Origin of the sequence: Dechloromonas sp. ARDL1 (assembly GCF_051122455.1) — a bacterium.
In the GTDB taxonomy this organism is placed as follows: domain Bacteria; phylum Pseudomonadota; class Gammaproteobacteria; order Burkholderiales; family Rhodocyclaceae; genus Azonexus.
This window is the reverse complement of record NZ_CP168941.1, coordinates 51,470-67,622: the sequence shown is the minus strand read 5'-3', so window position 1 is coordinate 67,622 and position 16,153 is coordinate 51,470. Positions and strand designations below refer to the sequence as shown.

The window sequence follows — 16,153 nt, the reverse complement described above, 5'->3', positions numbered from 1 at the left end:
TTACGCAGCGCCCCGGATACATCTGATTATTTGAAATCGCCTGCCATCAAAAAACAGATTCAATCATGCTCCAAAACAAGATTGCATTGGCGATGTGCGGCCTTGTTCTATAGTTTGAGCACTTGCGCCGCCTGATTCAAATGCAATCCGATCACTTACAACTAAGGAAACTCTGCATAAGCGCCCATCATGCAGCGCAATTTGAGAAAATGACGGCATTGTCATTGAGTTGGTGAGGCAGATGAATCTGATGAAGCAACTGAGCTTGGCTGAGACGGGATTTTTGCCGAAAGCCGGCAAGCAAACCCGCAAGGCAGTGTTCCTGGCGGAGATGGAAACAGTGGTGCCGTGGTCGCGTCTTGAGGCGCTGATCGAGCCGTTCTATCCGAAGAAGGGAAACGGTCGTCCGCCGATGCCGTTGGGCACGATGTTGCGGATTCACTTCTTGCAGCAATGGTTTGGTTACTCCGACCCAGCAATGGAAGAAGCACTGCACGATGTTCCGTTGTTGCGTCGCTTTGCCGGACTGGATGCCTTCGAAGACGTGATGCCGGACGAAAGTACGATTCTTCGCTTCCGTCATCTGCTGGAGAAGCATGACCTGGCGGTGGCGATCTTTGCCGAGGTCAATGCCGTGCTGTCGGAGAAAGGCCTGTCGATGAAGCGCGGTACGGTGGTCGATGCCACGCTGATTGCAGCACCGAGTTCGACGAAGAACGAAGACAAGAAGCGCGATCCGGAAATGACGCAGACCAAGAAGGGCAATCAGTGGCACTTCGGCATGAAGGCGCACATTGGCGTCGATGCCGACAGCGGCTTGATACATACCGTTGAATGCACGACGGCCAAGGTCGCCGACATTGCGATGATGGAGAAGTGCCTGCACGGGGAAGAAGCCATTGCGCTCGGTGATCGCGGCTATCACAAGAAGAACCGGACGATTGACGCGTTCCAGAAGGAAGGCAATCTGTCTGTTCTGACACCGACCAAGAAGCCGGCTGGCGGCACGCTGACTGTGGAGCAGAAAGCGTTCAATCGGATGCTGTCCTCGGTGCGGGCAATTGTCGAACATCCGTTCCGAGTAGTGAAGCGCCAGTTTGGCTTTGTGAAAGTTCGCTACCGTGGTCTGGCGAAGAATACCGGGCAAATCGTGACGTTGTTTGCGCTGGCCAATTTGTGGATGGCGCGCAAGCGATTGTTGCCCTTGCTGGGCGAGGTGCGCCCGTGAAACGTGAAATACAGGGAAAACTCCCTGGATTTCCCGGTCAACGGTCGAAAATCGCCTATTTCTCATCGCTTTTATGACGACCTACCAGTAAATGGCCGGTTGTTCAGAGAGTCCCTAGAGGTAAATGGCGCCAATACTGGAAACATAATCGTTGGGCAAGGGCTCACGGCGATAATCTAGAGTCAGTTCCTCACCATTTGAGATTTCACTGACTGTCCGAACCTGTAGTTTATTTCCTAGATTAACTATCGAGCAATTAGGGAAAGTCTGCATAAGTGACCGTTATGCAGCGTGATTTGAGAAAATGACGGCATTGTCATTGCGTTGATGAGACAGATGAAATCGATGAAGCAACTGAGCCTGGCTGAGACGGGTTTCCTGCCGAAAGCGGGCAAGCAAACCCGAAAGGCGGTGTTCCTGGCGGAGATGGAAACGGTTGTTCCATGGTCTCGCCTGGAAGCACTGATCGAACCGTTCTACCCAAAGAAGGGAAACGGTCGGCCACCGATGCCGTTGGGCACGATGTTGCGGATTCACTTCATGCAGCAATGGTTTGGCTACTCTGATCCGGCGATGGAAGAGGCGCTGCACGACGTTCCGCTGTTGCGGCGCTTTGCTGGGTTGGATGCCTTCGAAGACGTGATGCCGGACGAAAGCACGATTCTGCGCTTCCGGCATCTGCTGGAGAAGCATGATCTGGCGGTCGCGATTTTCGCTGAGGTCAATGCTGTATTGTCGGAGAAAGGCCTGTCGATGAAGCGCGGTACGGTCGTCGATGCCACGCTGATTGCGGCGCCCAGTTCGACCAAGAACGAGGACAAGAAACGCGATCCGGAAATGACGCAGACCAAGAAGGGCAATCAGTGGCACTTCGGCATGAAGGCGCACATTGGCGTCGATGCTGAGAGCGGCTTGATTCACACCGTGGAATGCACGACGGCAAAGGTCGCGGACATCACGATGATGGAAGCCTGCCTGCACGGGGAAGAAACGCTGGTCTTGGGCGATCGTGGCTATCACAAGAAGAATCGAACCCTCGACGACTTCGAGAAGGAGGGCGATCTGTCTGTCCTGACGCCGACCAAGAAGCCGGCGGGTGGTGCGCTGAGCAAAGAGCAGAAGGCTTTCAACCGGATGCTGTCGGCGGCACGGGCGATTGTTGAACACCCCTTCCGGGTGGTGAAGCGGCAGTTTGGCTTTGTGAAGGTTCGCTATCGTGGTCTGGCGAAGAATACCGGGCAGATTGTCACCCTGTTTGCGCTGACCAATCTGTGGCTGGCACGCAAGCGATTGATGCCTTTGATGGGCGAGGTGCGCCCGTGAAGCGCGAAATGCAGAGGAGAACCTCTGCATTTCATGGCCAACGGTCGAAAATCGCCTGTTTTTCATGTTTTTTTTATGACAGCCTGCGCCAAAGCAGTGGGTTGTTCAGAGAATCCCTAGTAGAACAGAGAAAAGGCAAATATATGGATCGCATCATCTACATAGCCATGACTGAAGTCATCACAGGTGTTATCGCAGCAAGCGGCAATGGCTCACAACATGGCCATGGAACGGTGTCCGGTATTCCGCGTTCGGGGACACAGAATGCCATCAATGTGTTCGGCCGTACAAAACTGGTCAATCCTCCCGAACATGCTCTTGAGCGTGGCGGGGATGTTTGCTAATACAATATGGAAATATTTTCATCTTGGCGCCTCGTCTTGAAATATAGGGCCACATTGGAGTTATATGGTATTAATCCCAGGTTGCTGCCAGTAGAAATGAATGGCCGCATTTGCGGTTATACGGCGCAGTATTATGAAAAGTCAAAACTTAATAAAAAAGAATGGCCGCTATCATTTGAAATGGAGCGCTCTGCCACCTTGGTTGCTTTGTGTATTTTAGGACCGGCAAATTTCCCTCGTTACAACAAATACGGCATTTCCATGCAACATACAGTGACGGCTGCTGCAGTGGCTTGTAGAAATGGAGGTTCAGGAACAACCTTGGAGACCAAGATTATTCAAATCGTCGATGAAGCTGGCTGCCTCAGTCAAGACTTTATTGATCTGTATTCCATAATGCTTCTACCAGGATTTATTTCAACCGCCTCAGGAAATTGCTAAGACCATCGATAACGGCATTAAATTGCTGAAAACCGCCTGCACGGAATTCCCTTCGAATGGGCGCTGAATATACGGATGGGAAATTTTTAGAAATAAATCCCTATGAAGGTGGCAGTGCTAACTGCTCCTCTCAATATCAACAAAGATTGGGCTCATGACTGGTGACGATGGAACTTATTGCCGCATTCAACCCATACCCCACCAAAATAAATCTGCTGGTGCCACGTAAAGCGCTCCGGATGACTTGGTAATCTCTGGTCTCATGCTGCCATAGCGCGTTTGCAAAGGGTTCCAACCAGAACCAGGCATTACGCCCTTCAGTATGAGGTCGGTTGCAAACCGTGGAGTCCAACGGTTTGGCAGCCCTCTGCATTGCATGGTACCTCTGGCTGAAAGCGGCGGGCGACAATCTATCGAAAACAGATGCTGGCATTGCGATGACCAATTTGTAATCGTCCGGTTATGCGGACGACAGCCTACCGGCGGCATACTGGTCACACGAAAACCATTTGGAGTATGGCTATGCGCACTCGGGTCATCCTTGCCAGTCTTGCCTTGATTGCACTCACTGCGTGCACCACGGCTCCCAATGTCGCCGAGATTCCGGCGAACCTCGCCACTGCTTCAAGCGCAGCAGATCATCTGAAAATTGCCGACTATTTTGCTCAAAAGGCAGCCAGTTACGATGCCGAAGCGAGCTGGCACAGTCGTATGGCCGCTTCCTATGCCGGTCGTCCCAAAGGAGATCTATCTGCAATGATTTCCCACTGTCGCGCGCTTCAAGAGCAGTTCGCCAATGCCGCCAAGGAGGTTCGCGCTCTGGAGCAAGCGCACCGGCAACTCGCGAACACCGCCGGCAAATAGCCGAGGTTGCCACTGATAAAAAAGCGGGCCTGTAGAAGCCTGCTACGGACGGAGAGAGTCCGATTTTTTTACTCAGGGAGTTCCCCATGCATAAGTATGTTTTTAGCGCTTGCCTTCTGGCAACCACCTTACCTGCCGTCGCCCAATCCGGAGAAGTTGCGCCAACCCCGGAACACTCGCTTACCGGAAACGTCGGGGTGGTGAGCCAGTATGTGTTTCGTGGACTTTCCCAGACCGACGGCAAACCGGCGGTTCAGGGCGGATTCGATTATGCCCACGTCTCCGGATTTTATCTGGGGACGTGGCTATCGAACATTTCCTGGTTTACTGATCAAAATGCCGGCGTCAAGAATGCTCCGGTATCCCTCGCCTCGCCAGGGAGTGTTGGTGCACCGTATACGACGGGTGCCAGCAATTCGGCCAGTCTGGAATGGGATTTCTACGGTGGCTACAAGAATAGCTTTGGTGACGGCTGGACCTACGATGTCGGTCTGATTCGCTACTACTATCCGGGTCGGTTCGACAATCTGGGCGCCTATCGCAAGCCCGATACGACTGAAGTCTATGGCGCCATCGGCTACAAATGGCTGACTCTGAAGTATTCGAAGGCGATCAGCACCTACACCTTTGGTGTTAACGAATCGCGGGGGGCCAGTTACCTTGACCTCAGTGCTCAGATTCCCGTGGGAGAAACGGGCTACAACATCCTCGCGCATGTCGGTCGGCAGAACTATCCCGGTAAATCGAATGTGGGGTATTGGGGCGCATCTGGCGGCGATAACAACTTCTTCGATTACACCGACTACAAGCTCGGGCTGGCGAAGGAATACCAAGGCTTCAATTTCGGGCTGACATGGACCTACGCGGATACGAAACATACCGCACCGGATGGTAATACGACGGCGTACATGAATGCTTTCGGCAGAAACATTGGGCGTGATCGCGTGGTCGCATCGGTCAGCAAGTCATTTTAGATTGTTTGACTGAGGAACCGACTAATATCCTTGGTTCGGGAAATTCAAACAAAAGCAAGTAACCAGGGGAGGTCTTTGGTCGAGGCCCGTGCAACTTCGGCCTGACTCCCCTGCGGTCCGCCCTCTCTCCTGCGTGACTGTTGTGAATGGCCTTGTTGCAAGGCAAGGCCTTCTTTTATCTTGAGCAACACGCTTCCTATGAGGCTCAAGCATCCTGACCCGGGGACGACATAACTGTAATCAGCAAGCCACCTGGCTGTCAGTTAACGCGGCGTAGTATCAATGAACCTAACCAAACGTTTCTTTCACTGACGTTAATCCACCTATATCAGACATGTATTTCATCGCCTGGATGGGTACTTTTCAGAAAGGGAGTAAAGAATGGCGATGCAAGGATGTTCATCGAGTAGCGCCAGTTCCTCCACCGGCAGCACGAGCCCGATTGCCGGGAATCGTCCAATAGCAGAAAAGGTCCCAGCGGCGCCGCCCGAAGCAGAGATTCCCAAAGTCGCCATCAATACACAGGGGCAAGCAACGGGCACCTTGATCAATACGGTTGCATAAATTGGGAGCGGCGCGATGAGATCAAGTTGTGTTGAATAAACTGATCCTGTTCGCGTTGCTTGCCATGGCACTTGGCTTGGGTGTGCCGGTTCCAGGGCATGTCTTCGGCGTCGGTCATCTCTGGCATGGGGTTGCTCCCATCTCCTTTTTGAATGCCAAGGCGTTTTTGCGCATCAGTCATCGCGCAGAAAAAACCAAAATCACTTTCATTCAGGAAGGGCTTCCATGGACCGCGTGATTTATACGGCAATGACAGGTGCTTCACATGCCCTGACGCAGCAGGCCGGCATGGCGAACAATATGGCCAATGCCACGACCAATGGCTTCAGAGCAGAAATGCACGCATTTCGTGCGGTGCCGATTGAGGGCGAGGGCCTGCCAACACGAGCTTTTGTGGTTGACGCCAGTGTGATGACGGATTTCACCCCGGGAACCCTCCAGCAAACCGGGCGATCCTTGGACCTCGCGGTACAAGGCCAAGGATTTATCGCCTTGAGTATGCCCGACGGAAGCGAAGCCTACACCCGCAATGGCAACTTGACTGTGAATACGAACGGTCTCTTGCAAACTCGAAGCGGGACTCTTGTCCAAGGAGAAAACGGGCCCATTACAATCCCACCGGACACCGAAGTTGCAATTGCCGCGGACGGAACAGTGTCTACCGTGCCTCGGTTCGGCACGCCGAATACCGTTTCCGTCATTGGTCGAATCAAATTGGTCAATCCGCCTGAACACGCGCTGGAGCGAGGTGGTGATGGGTTATTTCGCCGGTAGGCGGGAATGACTGATGATGAAAGTAATGCCAACGTGACCGTTGTTTCGGGGTTTCTTGAGGGCAGCAATGTCGACATGGCTGCAGAAATGGTTTCGATGATCTCCGTTGCTCGTCAGTTCGAGATGCAGTTGAAGGTCATATCGACGGCCGACGAGAATGATCGTGCAGCCACCAAGCTCTTATCGCTGACATGAACTGCCTGTGACGAACTGGTCGTCATGGGGAATCTGAATTCGAGCCAAAGATTCAAATGCGAGCCACAAACTTAGCTGTTGCGCACTGCCCGGACGACTTGATAAGTACCGCCAAAAAACGTGCGCTTGCACCAGGTGAATGCCTTCGGGCAACTGGCGTAATCCTGAATTTCATGTTGCCACAGCGCATCCGCAAAGGGTTCAAGCCATGCATTCACCCCCTTCAATATCCAGCGTACCGGCTGCCACCAAGCGGGACGGTGATAGTCTATAAATAGAGCCTTGCCACCTGGCGGTACGCACTCCAGCAGGTGGTCGACGATCTGATATTTTTTTTCTTCAGGCACTTCGTGCAGCAGGAAGAAGCTGCAGATCAGGTCGTAGTCCGCGCCTGAATCATAAGTGGCCGCATTCGCACGAATCACTCTGGCCCAAGGGAAGGCGGCAAGCTTGTTGCAGCCGTGTTCGATCTGGATGGGGGTGATATCGGTCAGGTGAAACCTGCCCAGCGGCCCGACGCGAGCCGCAACGCGCTGGACAAGGTCGCCATAGACATGCGCTACCTGCCACACTTTCATACCGGGCTGGATCTCGTCGAGGTAAATGCGCATCAACCGGGCGTCATTGCCGAAAAGTAAAACGCGGACGACCATGTTCTGATCGAGCCAAGCCACCCATTTAGGGTTGACATAGGCCCAGTCGTAAATATCGACCAGATACTCGGGCACGCCGTCATACCAGCGATTTGGAGCTCTCTCCTTGAATTGGAGTGCCTGCGGAAAAGTGGAACGTTGCTCGGTCCTGAGCAATTCCAGCAGCGTATTGACCTTTACCTTGATGTCCATGGCCGTTCCCCAATCGATGCGTAGAAAGCAGCCCACCGCAAGGCTCCGATGCTTCCACTGATGCGATGACCTGCTGGATTGAGTATGCGACTGAGGAACTGACACCGCCATAACTGCGAGATTACAAATTTAACATCCGTGATCAGTATAGCCTTGGGGGGGATTTTCCATCCGTTCTCTCATTTTGCATATCTTGCGATATAGAGACAGGTTTGTAATCTCCTGGCCATCTTACGGTCAGCTACTGCGATGCAGTATAAAAAATAGAAGTGGTGGGTTTTCTTGTTGTTTTCCACTGCTGGCAGCCGTTTTGTCCTTCGCTGAATTGATCCTCATTATTTAGGAGCGAATGATGCCCATCCAAGCTATTTCTTCCGGCAGTACCAATACAATTGCCGGCAACGTTCGCGCTGTCGCCGAGAAACAGCAGTTGGCCGAGGCAAAACAGCTAGAGCGCCAACAAGCACAGAATGCTGAACTTGAACGACGCAAGGACGAATCACCGAAAGTGGTTGTCAATTTCCAGGGACAACCGACAGGAACGTTGATCAATATCATCGCCTGAATTGATAGCCAATTGGCGAAACTGATATTGGAAGCAACGTGTGAGCATGCTAACCCTTACCCAGGGAGAATCACCATGCGTATTAGATACTTTTTCAGTAGTCTTGCCCTGATCGGCCTTGCTGCATGCACCTCGGTCCCTCCCGTCGGTGACATTCCGGCGAGCATCGTAAATGCCACTAGCGCGTCGGATCATCAGCGAATTGCCGACTTCTTTACCGAGAAAGCGGCAAAGTACGATGCTGAAGCAGCTTGGCATGCAAAGGCTGCCAACGTTTACTATGCCAGTCGCCCCAAAGGTGATCCGATTGCAATGCGGGCGCACTGTCTCTCACTTCAGGAACAGTTCACCAATGCGGCCAAGGAGGCCAGAGCGTTGGCCGATGCCCACCGTCAGTTAGCTGCTGGCGCGAAGTGATAGGAGCTATTGAATTTCCGTACCAAGCTAACTGCCATCTCCCTAAGGGATTAGCTTCCCTCCGGTTACAGGCCTCCCATCGAGGTTCCGCGAAAGCCCAGTAGGCCTACTGGGCTTTTTTCTTCTGCGTAATCAATTTAGAGCCCCGACTGAATGGTTTGCTGTCAATTTCCTTGCGGTGCGTTTACGTATTCGTAATTTTTCTGACACCCATTGGACAGGATGTGGCGCGCAACATTAACCCCATGTTCACTGGGGTCTGCAAGCCACATCCAAATGGAATATGGAGTGGCGGCGCCGAAATCCTGCAATGTGAGCTGGTCACAAACTGACTTTATGAGGGGGAATCACATGTCGCATGTAAAACAGAAGATGTGGTGCAGGTCGATGTTGATCTGGCTTGGCATTCTGGCTGGGGTAGGTCTTACTTCTTCAACCGCTCAAGCGGTTCCCAGCATGGCCCGGCAAACCGGCTATGAATGCGGGAAATGCCATACGGTATTTCCGGAACTTACCCCGTTTGGACGGCAGTTCAAGCTGGGTGCCTTTGCCATGAGTTCCGACAAGTGGGATGCCAAGCCATTGCTGGAACGCATCCCGGTGTCTGCGGCCTTGCTGGCCTCCCAGACCAATACCAGCAATACCGATGCAGGCGGTACGACTTCGGCGGATTTCCCCAAGGATGGAAAAGTGGTTGCCCAGACGGCGGCTCTCTACTATGGCGGCAAAATCACGGACAACTCTGGCGCGCTGATCCAGTACAACTACGATGGCCTTGAGAAGCGCTGGGGCATGGAGATGTTTGATGCCCGCTACGGCAACAGCCTGACGCTGGCCGGGGAGGAACTGGCCTACGGCGTAACGCTGAACAATAGCCCGACCGTATCCGACATCTATAACAGCACGCCCGCCTGGGGATTTCCCCATATCGGTACGGCTGCCTTGCAGATGCCTGCTGCCTCACTGGTCGACATGACGCTGGCCAGCAAGGTCGGCGGCGTTGGCTTGTACGGTATGTGGAACAACCTGATTTACGTCGAGGTTGCCAATTATCGTTCCGCCAAGAGTGGAGCCTTCCGCTTCATGAGTTGGGGGCAGCCCTGGGGAACGGAGGAGTTGGCCGGCAGTGTCATCAATGGCAATGCACCCTATTGGCGGGTCGCGCTTCAACAGGATTGGGGAGCACATAACCTCGCTATCGGGACTTATGGTCTGAATGCCAGGGTATGGCAGGACACGAACGACAAATCCTTGGGGAGCAATCGTTTCCGGGATATCGCATTCGACCTGAATTATCAGTTTATTCAGGGCAACCATTCCGCCTCGGCACGTGCCAACTGGATCAACGAGAAGCAGACATGGGATAACGGCCTGGTCGGCTCAGCAGTTTCGAATGCTTCGACCACCCTGAAAACCTTCCGAACCGACTTCCACTACTACTTCCAACGCCAATGGGGCGGTGGATTGCAGTATTTCAGAACCACTGGCACCTCGGATGATTTGCGGTACAACACCGGCGACGCATTGATGGGAAGTGCCAGCGGTAGTCCCAACACCAAGGGCTGGATCGCGGAACTGAATTACCTGCCGTGGCAGAACGTGAAGTTTGCGCTGCGCTACACCAAATACAACCAGTTCAATGGCGCCTCGGACAATTACAACGGACTGGGACGTAATGCCGGGGACAACAACAACGTTTTCCTGATGGGCTGGGTGTTGTTCTAAAGGACATTGGATTCGGCCCGGTGGGCCGAATCCCTTAAACCGATGATTTGCTCGATTCAATCAATTCTGGAGATTGAATCGCCCCGGGAATTGAGGAGGCTCCATTACCTGAGAGAATGGAGCCATGATGAGCAAATCAAACAGATATTCCCCTGAAGTCAGAGAACGTGCGGTGAGGCTGGTACAAGAAGCCCGCAAAGAACATCCGTCGCAATGGGCAGCCATTGAATCGATAGCCCCGAAGATTGGTTGCGCAGCCCAGACGTTGCATGACTGGGTCAAGCGACATGAAGTGGATACGGGCCGGCGCGATGGGATAACCACCGATGAGCGTGAGCGTATGAAAGCCTTGGAGCGGGAGAACAAGGAGCTCCGTCAGGCCAACGAAATTCTGCGGCTAGCCAGTGCGTTTTTCGCGCAGGCGGAGCTCGACCGCCTCAAGAAGAAGTGAGGACATTTATTGACCGGCACCGGGAGACATATGGGGTCGAGCCGCTCTGCAAGCTATTGCAGGTTGCCCCGTCTGGCTATTGGCGTCACGCTGCCCGGCAACGCAATCCTTCCCTGCGGAGCGCCAGGGCGCAACGGGATGAATTGCTGATTCCTCAGATTCAACGGGTTTGGCAGGCCAATTTCCAAGTCTATGGTGTCCGCAAGGTTTGGCGGCAATTGCTCCGTGAGGGAACGCCCGTGGCGCGTTGCACGGTCGAACGGCTGATGAAGCATCTTGGCCTGGAAGGCGTCAGGCGCGGCAAGATCATGCAAACGACCTTCAGCGACACCCGTACGCCTTGCCCGCTGGATCGGGTGAATCGCCAGTTCAAGGCCGAGCGCCCGAACCAACTGTGGGTCTCTGATTTTACGTATGTCTCTACTTGGCAGGGATTTGTCTATGTCGCCTTTGTGATTGATGTCTTCGCTCGTCGTATCGTCGGCTGGCGTGTCAGCAGGTCAATGCGTACCGATTTTGTCCTCGATGCGCTTGAGCAGGCGCTGTATGACCGACAGCCCAAGCGTGACGGGGCACTGATTCATCACTCAGACAGGGGAAGCCAGTACGTTTCCATCCGCTACACCGAGCGGCTGGCCGAAGCAGGCATCGAGCCCTCTGTCGGCAGCAAAGGCGACTCTTACGATAATGCCCTGGCTGAAACCATCAACGGCCTCTACAAAGCCGAATTGGTTTATCACCGGGGCCCCTGGAAAACCATCGAGTCCCTGGAGCTGGCCACCCTGACTTGGGTGACTTGGTTCAATCACACTCGACTCCTCGAGCCCATCGGAAACATCCCGCCCGCCGAGGCGGAGGAACGGTACTATTCACAATCCCTTGTGCAGGCAACGACCGCCTGCACTTAAACCTCGGAGCCTCTACGAAACCCGGGGCGATTCACTTACTCAATAAGGAGATTTCCATGACCATGGATGCGATTAGCCGTAATTCCCCCATTACGTCAGGCACCGTACCCCAGAATCAGGACGCCTACAACGTCAAACGGGCCGAGATTCAGGCCCGTCAAGCAGAGGAACTATCACGGCAGCGTCAGATTGAGCAGGCCATTCCACAACCGGCAATCAACGCCCAAGGGCAGTTGACTGGTACGTTGATCAATATCAACGCTTGAAGTGTTTCAGGTGTCTTCCGAAATAAGCACTATGACGCAGGATAGCGTTGGAACTATGGAAGACATTCGTTATTACGAGGTTCCTTTTGCATGCTTCGACGTTATTGCAGTATGGGATGAAAATCAATGCATCTGGCAGGCTACAGACAATGGCTTGGCCGTCGCTTCCTGGCTCACTGCCTATGATCAGTGGCCATCCAACTGGAATTCGATAATTCGAGATTGTGGTGTCCATTGTTGCCAAGAGGAGTTTCATGCATTTGGAAAACGGGCAGATGAGGTAGCGAGGAGATTGATGATTACCCTGCTATATCTCAACCAAGTTCGAACCCTAAACCAAGCAGCAGTTTTCCATGAATCAGGAGTTTGATATGTCCCTATCCCTTGAAAACTTGAAAAATCAAGCTGGCTCACAGCTGGATCTCACCCTTCGCATTGTTCAGGCGAACGGGGAGTACGCTGAAAAAGCCGTGGCTGCGCATTTCGCGATGTTGCAGGCGCTACTGCAAAAGGATCAGGCCCCGGAGAGCTACAGTAGTGAAGGTGCTTGGAACGCTCTGAGCGAGAAAGGAAGTGTTCTGACTGATTATTGCAAGTCCTGTCTACAAGATGGCCTGAATTACCAGAAACAAGTGCTAGCAGCCTTGTCTCGAAAATGAATCGACCGCTTTGGTGCTCATGACTTCCTTGGCTCCCTGTCCAGCAATACTTCCTGACAAATATGTAATCAACAAGTCACTTTGTTGACAGTCAAAAAGGTAGAAACTGCACTTGTCCATGCGATTCGGACTGTTGATTTCCTCAAACCCTAGGAGCCCCGATCATGAAAATCTCTTCCCTTATTGCCGCCGTTCTGTTCGCCAGCGCCGCCACAACGGGTATCGTCTATGCCGATGAGAAGGCAGCCGCCCCGAAAGCTGCCGAAGCTCAGGCTGACAAGGCTGCTGTCAAACCGCATTCCCACGTCCAGGAGAAGACCGGTATGGCGCAAAGTATGCCGGATGCCAAGGCTGAAAAATCCAAGGCCGGCAAGGATCAGGGCAAGCACTACCATCCGCGGGATGGGAAGTAACTGTTCAGCAAAGGCCCCGATATCGGGGCCTCATCATTTCAGCCATGGATATTCGCAAACCAGCAGAACACGGTGATCGGTGTGTTTGTCGCGCACTGGCGCTGGCGGTTGGTAGCGACCCCAAGCTGCTGAGCTACAACTACTGCCGGGAGGTGCTCCAGAAACGTTGGCTTGTCGAATGCAATCATGGTTGTCTGGCCGCACCGGTCATGCCGGATAGCGAACTGAAATGGCACGACCTCGGTGAGATCGACCCGGTGAGAGCCATTCTGATCATGAACGAATAGTCATCGTCATGGCAGGTGCTTCGTCAGTTCCTCCTGTCGGCAACAGTTCACCTCCTCCGGTTCAAGGTGGTCACGAAGGGCACGGTGCTTCGCCTGCCAATGCCAACAATGGTACGTTTTCTGAAGCACTGAATCAGGCGATGGCCCAACAGGCGAATAATCCGGTGGCCGGCCATGGCGCCCATGGCGGACAAGGAGGGAGTGGATCAGGTCAGGGGGGAGGACATGGTGGCGGGCACGCTTCCGGAATGGCGCCCACTACGGCAACAGCCCACCCAAATCACTTTTCCATTGGACAGGGCGGGCATGCGGGTCACGACTTCCAGCAGAAAATGCTAGGGGTTCGGATCTATCGGCAGCAACTTATAGCCTCGAACATCGCCAATGCTGATACGCCTGGTTATAAGGCTGTCGATATTGACATTGAAGAGGCCGCCCAAATCGTCAAGGGGGCATCGGCATCGCTACCGCTGGCGACCACTGCCGCCGGCCATCAGTCAGGAAGTGCGCAGACACCGCCGTTTCCGCTGAAGTACCATGTGCCGTACCAAGCCGCTGCTGACGGCAATACGGTCGAAATGGACGTTGAGCGACAGAAGATGGCTGAAAACTCGCTGATGCACCAGTTTTCCCTAGATCGTGTCAGCGGCCACTTCAAGCACTTCATGGAGCTGTTGCAGAACCTCAAATGAATCGCTTTTCACTGCCTGACACGCCTCGCCGGTTACGTCTTGCTTTGGCCCTGCGGCTCGGCATTGGCGCCGCAGTAGTCGGGATACTGGCCGGTGGTGTGGCCTACTGGTTGGCATCCTACGAAGCCGAGTTACGCGTCAAGGAGCTGGCGATTGCCGGCGTACGTCACTTCGAGTCGCCGGCGATGCAATTGGCCGAAGGGCAGGATGCGAGCGACCATCAAGAGCTTGCCCGACTCCTGCGTGAGGAACTTGTGGGCATGCGTGTTTTTGGAGTCGATGGGCGTGTGCTCTTCGAGACATTAGGGGGACTCCCTGAGGCAGCACTCGCCCCGTTCAGTGGCATCGTACCTACTTGGCCGAAACAGGGTGAAAATCACACACGGAGTGTTCGTGTTGGGGCTGACGAGTTGATTCAGGTCTTGCTCCCCATGACTACCGAAAATGGCCACCTGATAGGCTATGTCGAAGGGATCAGTCGAATATCTGAAAAGGAAATCGAGGCCAGGCGGCGATCAATCCGGCATGTGGCACTGGCAGCAAGTTTGTCGGTGCCAACAGCGGCATTGTTGTTGTACCCCCTTATGCTGGCCATGCTACGGCGTTCCAATTTTCTGTCGCGGCAACTGCTCGATGCCAACCTGTCGCTGATTCGTTCGTTGGGGAATGCAATTGCCAAGCGTGACGCCGACACCGATGCGCACAATTATCGGGTCACCTTGTTCTCGGTGGCCGTTGCCGAGGCCTTGAAGGTTCCAACAGAAACGATTTCCAGTCTGGTGTTGGGTGCTTTTTTACATGATGTGGGCAAGATCGGGATTCCCGATAGAATCCTGCTCAAGCCCGGCAGATTAGATCGGGATGAGTTCAAGGTCATGCAGACCCATGCTGTGCTTGGCGTGGAGATCGTTGCTGGCAATCCCTGGCTGACCGGTGCCGAACAAACGATCCGTCACCACCATGAGCGTTTTGATGGCAGCGGCTACCCGGATGGATTATCCGGAACCGGTATTCCTTTAGCTGCCCGGATTTTTGCGGTGGTCGACGTATTCGATGCGCTGACCTCGGTGCGCCCTTACAAGGAGGCAATATCACTGGAGGAAACGTTGTCCGTCATGGAGCAGGAAAGTGGCACTCATTTTGACCCGGAAGTATTCGCAACATTCTTCGAGCTTGCGCCAGGCCTGTATGCCAAGAGCCGTACTTGGGAAAGTAATCAGTGGGCGGCCGAGTTGAACTCGGTCGTCAAGCGGTACTTCAAAACAGAAACGGCTCCCGAAGGAGCCGCCTGATCAAAGGGATTGAACCGCTTTAACCGCCTTGATGGTTTTGGTGCAGAAGCCTGTCAAGACGCATTACTTCATCGCCATGCATCATGATCTTCTGACCATCCTTGGTTTCCATCACCGTGTCTTTCTTCATCCGAGTAGCGCGGCCATATTTGTGGTTCATCGCGCTTTTCCGGGAAAGGCAGCCTTGATCTTCAGAAAGAAATAGGCTGAGTCACGGAAGCCATAGGCCATGCGCTTGATGACCTTGATACGGTTGTTGGCGCCCTCGAGTATGCTGGAGTTCATGGGGTAGATGGCCGAAGCGAGGATGCCCCGCAGATATTTGCGCAGCCGGCGGGCGAACAGGATAACGGCTGGCAGCCTGCTCTCGATGGCCATCCGATACCAACTTCGCCATTGTCGGAAGCCGTCCCGAACGCTGGGTGCAAACCAGATTTCCTTGAGCCCCGCCTTGAGCAGATAAACCAAGGCCAGTGGAGCATTGGCGGCGAGCAGTTCATCAAGCCTCACCGATTGCTCGCCACTGAGGTTGCCGCGGTTGCGCAACAGTAGCCAGCGACTGCGCTTGACCACCTGACGGGCTGCGGGGGACGCTTTGAGCGCATTGGCCTGATCAACGCGCACCCGATCCACGACCTCACGCCCGAAGCGGGCCACGACATGGAACAGGTCATAGACCACTTCCGCCTGGGGGCAGTGCTTGCCAACCTCCAGGTCAAAGGCGGTATTCATATCCATGGCCACCGCTTCGATGCGTCGGCATCCTTCCTCGCCCAACAATTCGAAGAAGGGACGAATCGCTGCCCGGCTGTTACCTTCACCAACCCAGAGGACGCGCATGGTCTGGGCATCCATCACGACGGTCGCATAGCGATGCCCCTTGTGCAGCGCAAACTCGTCCATGACCTGTTGACGCTCGTTGAAAA

Annotated in this window: 19 protein-coding genes, 3 pseudogenes and 1 other annotated feature; of the genes and pseudogenes, 19 read left to right on the top strand and 3 right to left on the bottom strand. The window is 54.0% G+C overall.

The annotated features are described in order from the left end of the window. Positions 1–250 precede the first annotated feature (250 nt). The 8 genes and pseudogenes from AB6Q56_RS22960 (at position 251) to flgF (ending at position 6,707) form a co-directional block, all read left to right on the top strand. Complete coding sequence (locus tag AB6Q56_RS22960; protein ID WP_205231579.1) at positions 251–1,228, top strand: IS5 family transposase; 978 nt, start codon at positions 251–253, stop codon at positions 1,226–1,228. Positions 1,229–1,573: 345 nt separating this feature from the next. Then, positions 1,574–2,551 carry an IS5 family transposase gene (locus tag AB6Q56_RS22955; protein ID WP_434517136.1) on the top strand — a complete coding sequence of 326 codons (978 nt, stop codon included), beginning with the start codon at positions 1,574–1,576 and terminating at the stop codon, positions 2,549–2,551. Further along, on the top strand, positions 2,548–2,895 hold the full coding sequence (locus AB6Q56_RS22950; protein WP_434517238.1) for a hypothetical protein: 348 nt from the start codon (positions 2,548–2,550) through the stop codon (positions 2,893–2,895). The genes AB6Q56_RS22955 and AB6Q56_RS22950 overlap by 4 nt, the downstream gene beginning before the upstream one ends. A gap of 96 nt (positions 2,896–2,991) precedes the next feature. After that, positions 2,992–3,336 (top strand): hypothetical protein, encoded by a 345-nt coding sequence (locus AB6Q56_RS22945; protein ID WP_434517237.1) that lies wholly within the window; start codon positions 2,992–2,994, stop codon positions 3,334–3,336. A gap of 522 nt (positions 3,337–3,858) precedes the next feature. After that, positions 3,859–4,200: a hypothetical protein gene (locus tag AB6Q56_RS22940; RefSeq protein WP_434517236.1), complete on the top strand. Its 342-nt coding sequence runs from the start codon at positions 3,859–3,861 to the stop codon at positions 4,198–4,200. Positions 4,201–4,286: 86 nt separating this feature from the next. After that, the gene (locus AB6Q56_RS22935; RefSeq protein ID WP_434517302.1) at positions 4,287–5,174 is read left to right on the top strand and encodes a TorF family putative porin; all 888 of its coding nucleotides are present in this window, start codon (positions 4,287–4,289) and stop codon (positions 5,172–5,174) included. A gap of 595 nt (positions 5,175–5,769) precedes the next feature. Next, on the top strand, positions 5,770–5,976 hold the full coding sequence (locus AB6Q56_RS22930) for a hypothetical protein (RefSeq protein WP_434517301.1): 207 nt from the start codon (positions 5,770–5,772) through the stop codon (positions 5,974–5,976). Beyond that, positions 5,964–6,707 (top strand): annotated as a pseudogene (gene flgF / locus AB6Q56_RS22925) (flagellar basal-body rod protein FlgF). Before AB6Q56_RS22930 ends, flgF begins: the two are co-directional and overlap by 13 nt. 71 nt (positions 6,708–6,778) lie before the next feature. On the opposite strand, the gene rquA reads toward flgF, so the two are convergent. Continuing rightward, a complete protein-coding gene (gene rquA / locus AB6Q56_RS22920) occupies positions 6,779–7,552 on the bottom strand; it encodes a rhodoquinone biosynthesis methyltransferase RquA (RefSeq protein WP_434517300.1) in 774 nt (257 codons plus the stop codon). Between the two features lie 349 nt (positions 7,553–7,901). Between rquA and AB6Q56_RS22915 the strand changes: the two genes are divergently transcribed. The 11 genes from AB6Q56_RS22915 (at position 7,902) to AB6Q56_RS22865 (ending at position 15,227) form a co-directional block, all read left to right on the top strand. Beyond that, positions 7,902–8,117 carry a hypothetical protein gene (locus AB6Q56_RS22915; protein WP_434517299.1) on the top strand — a complete coding sequence of 72 codons (216 nt, stop codon included), beginning with the start codon at positions 7,902–7,904 and terminating at the stop codon, positions 8,115–8,117. 75 nt (positions 8,118–8,192) lie between these two features. Further along, complete coding sequence (locus tag AB6Q56_RS22910) at positions 8,193–8,534, top strand: hypothetical protein (protein ID WP_434517298.1); 342 nt, start codon at positions 8,193–8,195, stop codon at positions 8,532–8,534. A gap of 456 nt (positions 8,535–8,990) precedes the next feature. Next, entirely contained in the window at positions 8,991–10,259 is a 1,269-nt protein-coding gene (locus AB6Q56_RS22905; protein ID WP_434517297.1) for a hypothetical protein, read from the top strand. Between the two features lie 127 nt (positions 10,260–10,386). Then, positions 10,387–11,618, top strand: a protein-coding gene (locus tag AB6Q56_RS22900) for an IS3 family transposase (RefSeq protein WP_434517128.1) whose coding sequence is annotated in 2 segments (ribosomal slippage) — positions 10,387–10,675 and positions 10,675–11,618 — 1,233 coding nt in all. Because the reading frame shifts where the segments join, the coding sequence is not laid out codon by codon here. Further along, positions 10,665–10,781 (top strand) — a sequence feature (AL1L pseudoknot). Its footprint overlaps the gene before it by 117 nt. A gap of 56 nt (positions 11,619–11,674) precedes the next feature. Beyond that, positions 11,675–11,884 carry a hypothetical protein gene (locus AB6Q56_RS22895; RefSeq protein ID WP_434517296.1) on the top strand — a complete coding sequence of 70 codons (210 nt, stop codon included), beginning with the start codon at positions 11,675–11,677 and terminating at the stop codon, positions 11,882–11,884. A 55-nt stretch (positions 11,885–11,939) separates the two neighbouring features. Continuing rightward, positions 11,940–12,254 carry a hypothetical protein gene (locus tag AB6Q56_RS22890; RefSeq protein ID WP_434514480.1) on the top strand — a complete coding sequence of 105 codons (315 nt, stop codon included), beginning with the start codon at positions 11,940–11,942 and terminating at the stop codon, positions 12,252–12,254. Beyond that, positions 12,238–12,543, top strand: coding sequence for a hypothetical protein (locus AB6Q56_RS22885; RefSeq protein ID WP_434514479.1), 306 nt, complete (start codon positions 12,238–12,240; stop codon positions 12,541–12,543). The genes AB6Q56_RS22890 and AB6Q56_RS22885 overlap by 17 nt, the downstream gene beginning before the upstream one ends. A gap of 164 nt (positions 12,544–12,707) precedes the next feature. Beyond that, complete coding sequence (locus tag AB6Q56_RS22880; RefSeq protein ID WP_434514478.1) at positions 12,708–12,956, top strand: hypothetical protein; 249 nt, start codon at positions 12,708–12,710, stop codon at positions 12,954–12,956. Between the two features lie 44 nt (positions 12,957–13,000). Beyond that, positions 13,001–13,243, top strand: a complete 243-nt coding sequence (locus AB6Q56_RS22875) for a hypothetical protein (RefSeq protein WP_434514477.1) — start codon at positions 13,001–13,003, stop codon at positions 13,241–13,243. Between the two features lie 8 nt (positions 13,244–13,251). Beyond that, a complete protein-coding gene (gene flgB, locus AB6Q56_RS22870) occupies positions 13,252–13,935 on the top strand; it encodes a flagellar basal body rod protein FlgB (protein WP_434514476.1) in 684 nt (227 codons plus the stop codon). Next, positions 13,932–15,227 (top strand): HD-GYP domain-containing protein, encoded by a 1,296-nt coding sequence (locus tag AB6Q56_RS22865; protein ID WP_434517295.1) that lies wholly within the window; start codon positions 13,932–13,934, stop codon positions 15,225–15,227. The genes flgB and AB6Q56_RS22865 overlap by 4 nt, the downstream gene beginning before the upstream one ends. 19 nt (positions 15,228–15,246) lie before the next feature. On the opposite strand, the pseudogene AB6Q56_RS22860 reads toward AB6Q56_RS22865, so the two are convergent. Together AB6Q56_RS22860 and AB6Q56_RS22855 are read right to left on the bottom strand one after the other, a co-directional pair. Further along, positions 15,247–15,396: pseudogene (locus tag AB6Q56_RS22860) on the bottom strand (CopK family periplasmic copper-binding protein); the annotation flags it as partial. Then, positions 15,384–16,142, bottom strand: a pseudogene (locus AB6Q56_RS22855) (ISL3 family transposase); the annotation flags it as partial. The pseudogenes AB6Q56_RS22855 and AB6Q56_RS22860, both read right to left, overlap by 13 nt. Between the last annotated feature and the right edge of the window lie 11 nt (positions 16,143–16,153).

Excerpts from the sequence above, each read along its gene's own strand:
- rquA (WP_434517300.1), bottom strand. The coding sequence starts at position 7,552 with ATGGACATCAAGGTAAAGGTCAATACGCTGCTGGAATTGCTCAGGACC.
- flgB (WP_434514476.1), top strand. The coding sequence starts at position 13,252 with ATGGCAGGTGCTTCGTCAGTTCCTCCTGTCGGCAACAGTTCACCTCCT.
- AB6Q56_RS22885 (WP_434514479.1), top strand. The coding sequence starts at position 12,238 with ATGAATCAGGAGTTTGATATGTCCCTATCCCTTGAAAACTTGAAAAAT.
- AB6Q56_RS22895 (WP_434517296.1), top strand. The coding sequence starts at position 11,675 with ATGACCATGGATGCGATTAGCCGTAATTCCCCCATTACGTCAGGCACC.
- AB6Q56_RS22915 (WP_434517299.1), top strand. The coding sequence starts at position 7,902 with ATGATGCCCATCCAAGCTATTTCTTCCGGCAGTACCAATACAATTGCC.
- AB6Q56_RS22940 (WP_434517236.1), top strand. The coding sequence starts at position 3,859 with ATGCGCACTCGGGTCATCCTTGCCAGTCTTGCCTTGATTGCACTCACT.
- AB6Q56_RS22905 (WP_434517297.1), top strand. The coding sequence starts at position 8,991 with ATGGCCCGGCAAACCGGCTATGAATGCGGGAAATGCCATACGGTATTT.
- AB6Q56_RS22880 (WP_434514478.1), top strand. The coding sequence starts at position 12,708 with ATGAAAATCTCTTCCCTTATTGCCGCCGTTCTGTTCGCCAGCGCCGCC.
- AB6Q56_RS22890 (WP_434514480.1), top strand. The coding sequence starts at position 11,940 with ATGGAAGACATTCGTTATTACGAGGTTCCTTTTGCATGCTTCGACGTT.
- AB6Q56_RS22955 (WP_434517136.1), top strand. The coding sequence starts at position 1,574 with ATGAAGCAACTGAGCCTGGCTGAGACGGGTTTCCTGCCGAAAGCGGGC.
- AB6Q56_RS22945 (WP_434517237.1), top strand. The coding sequence starts at position 2,992 with ATGAATGGCCGCATTTGCGGTTATACGGCGCAGTATTATGAAAAGTCA.
- AB6Q56_RS22865 (WP_434517295.1), top strand. The coding sequence starts at position 13,932 with ATGAATCGCTTTTCACTGCCTGACACGCCTCGCCGGTTACGTCTTGCT.
- AB6Q56_RS22935 (WP_434517302.1), top strand. The coding sequence starts at position 4,287 with ATGCATAAGTATGTTTTTAGCGCTTGCCTTCTGGCAACCACCTTACCT.
- AB6Q56_RS22960 (WP_205231579.1), top strand. The coding sequence starts at position 251 with ATGAAGCAACTGAGCTTGGCTGAGACGGGATTTTTGCCGAAAGCCGGC.
- AB6Q56_RS22910 (WP_434517298.1), top strand. The coding sequence starts at position 8,193 with ATGCGTATTAGATACTTTTTCAGTAGTCTTGCCCTGATCGGCCTTGCT.
- AB6Q56_RS22875 (WP_434514477.1), top strand. The coding sequence starts at position 13,001 with ATGGATATTCGCAAACCAGCAGAACACGGTGATCGGTGTGTTTGTCGC.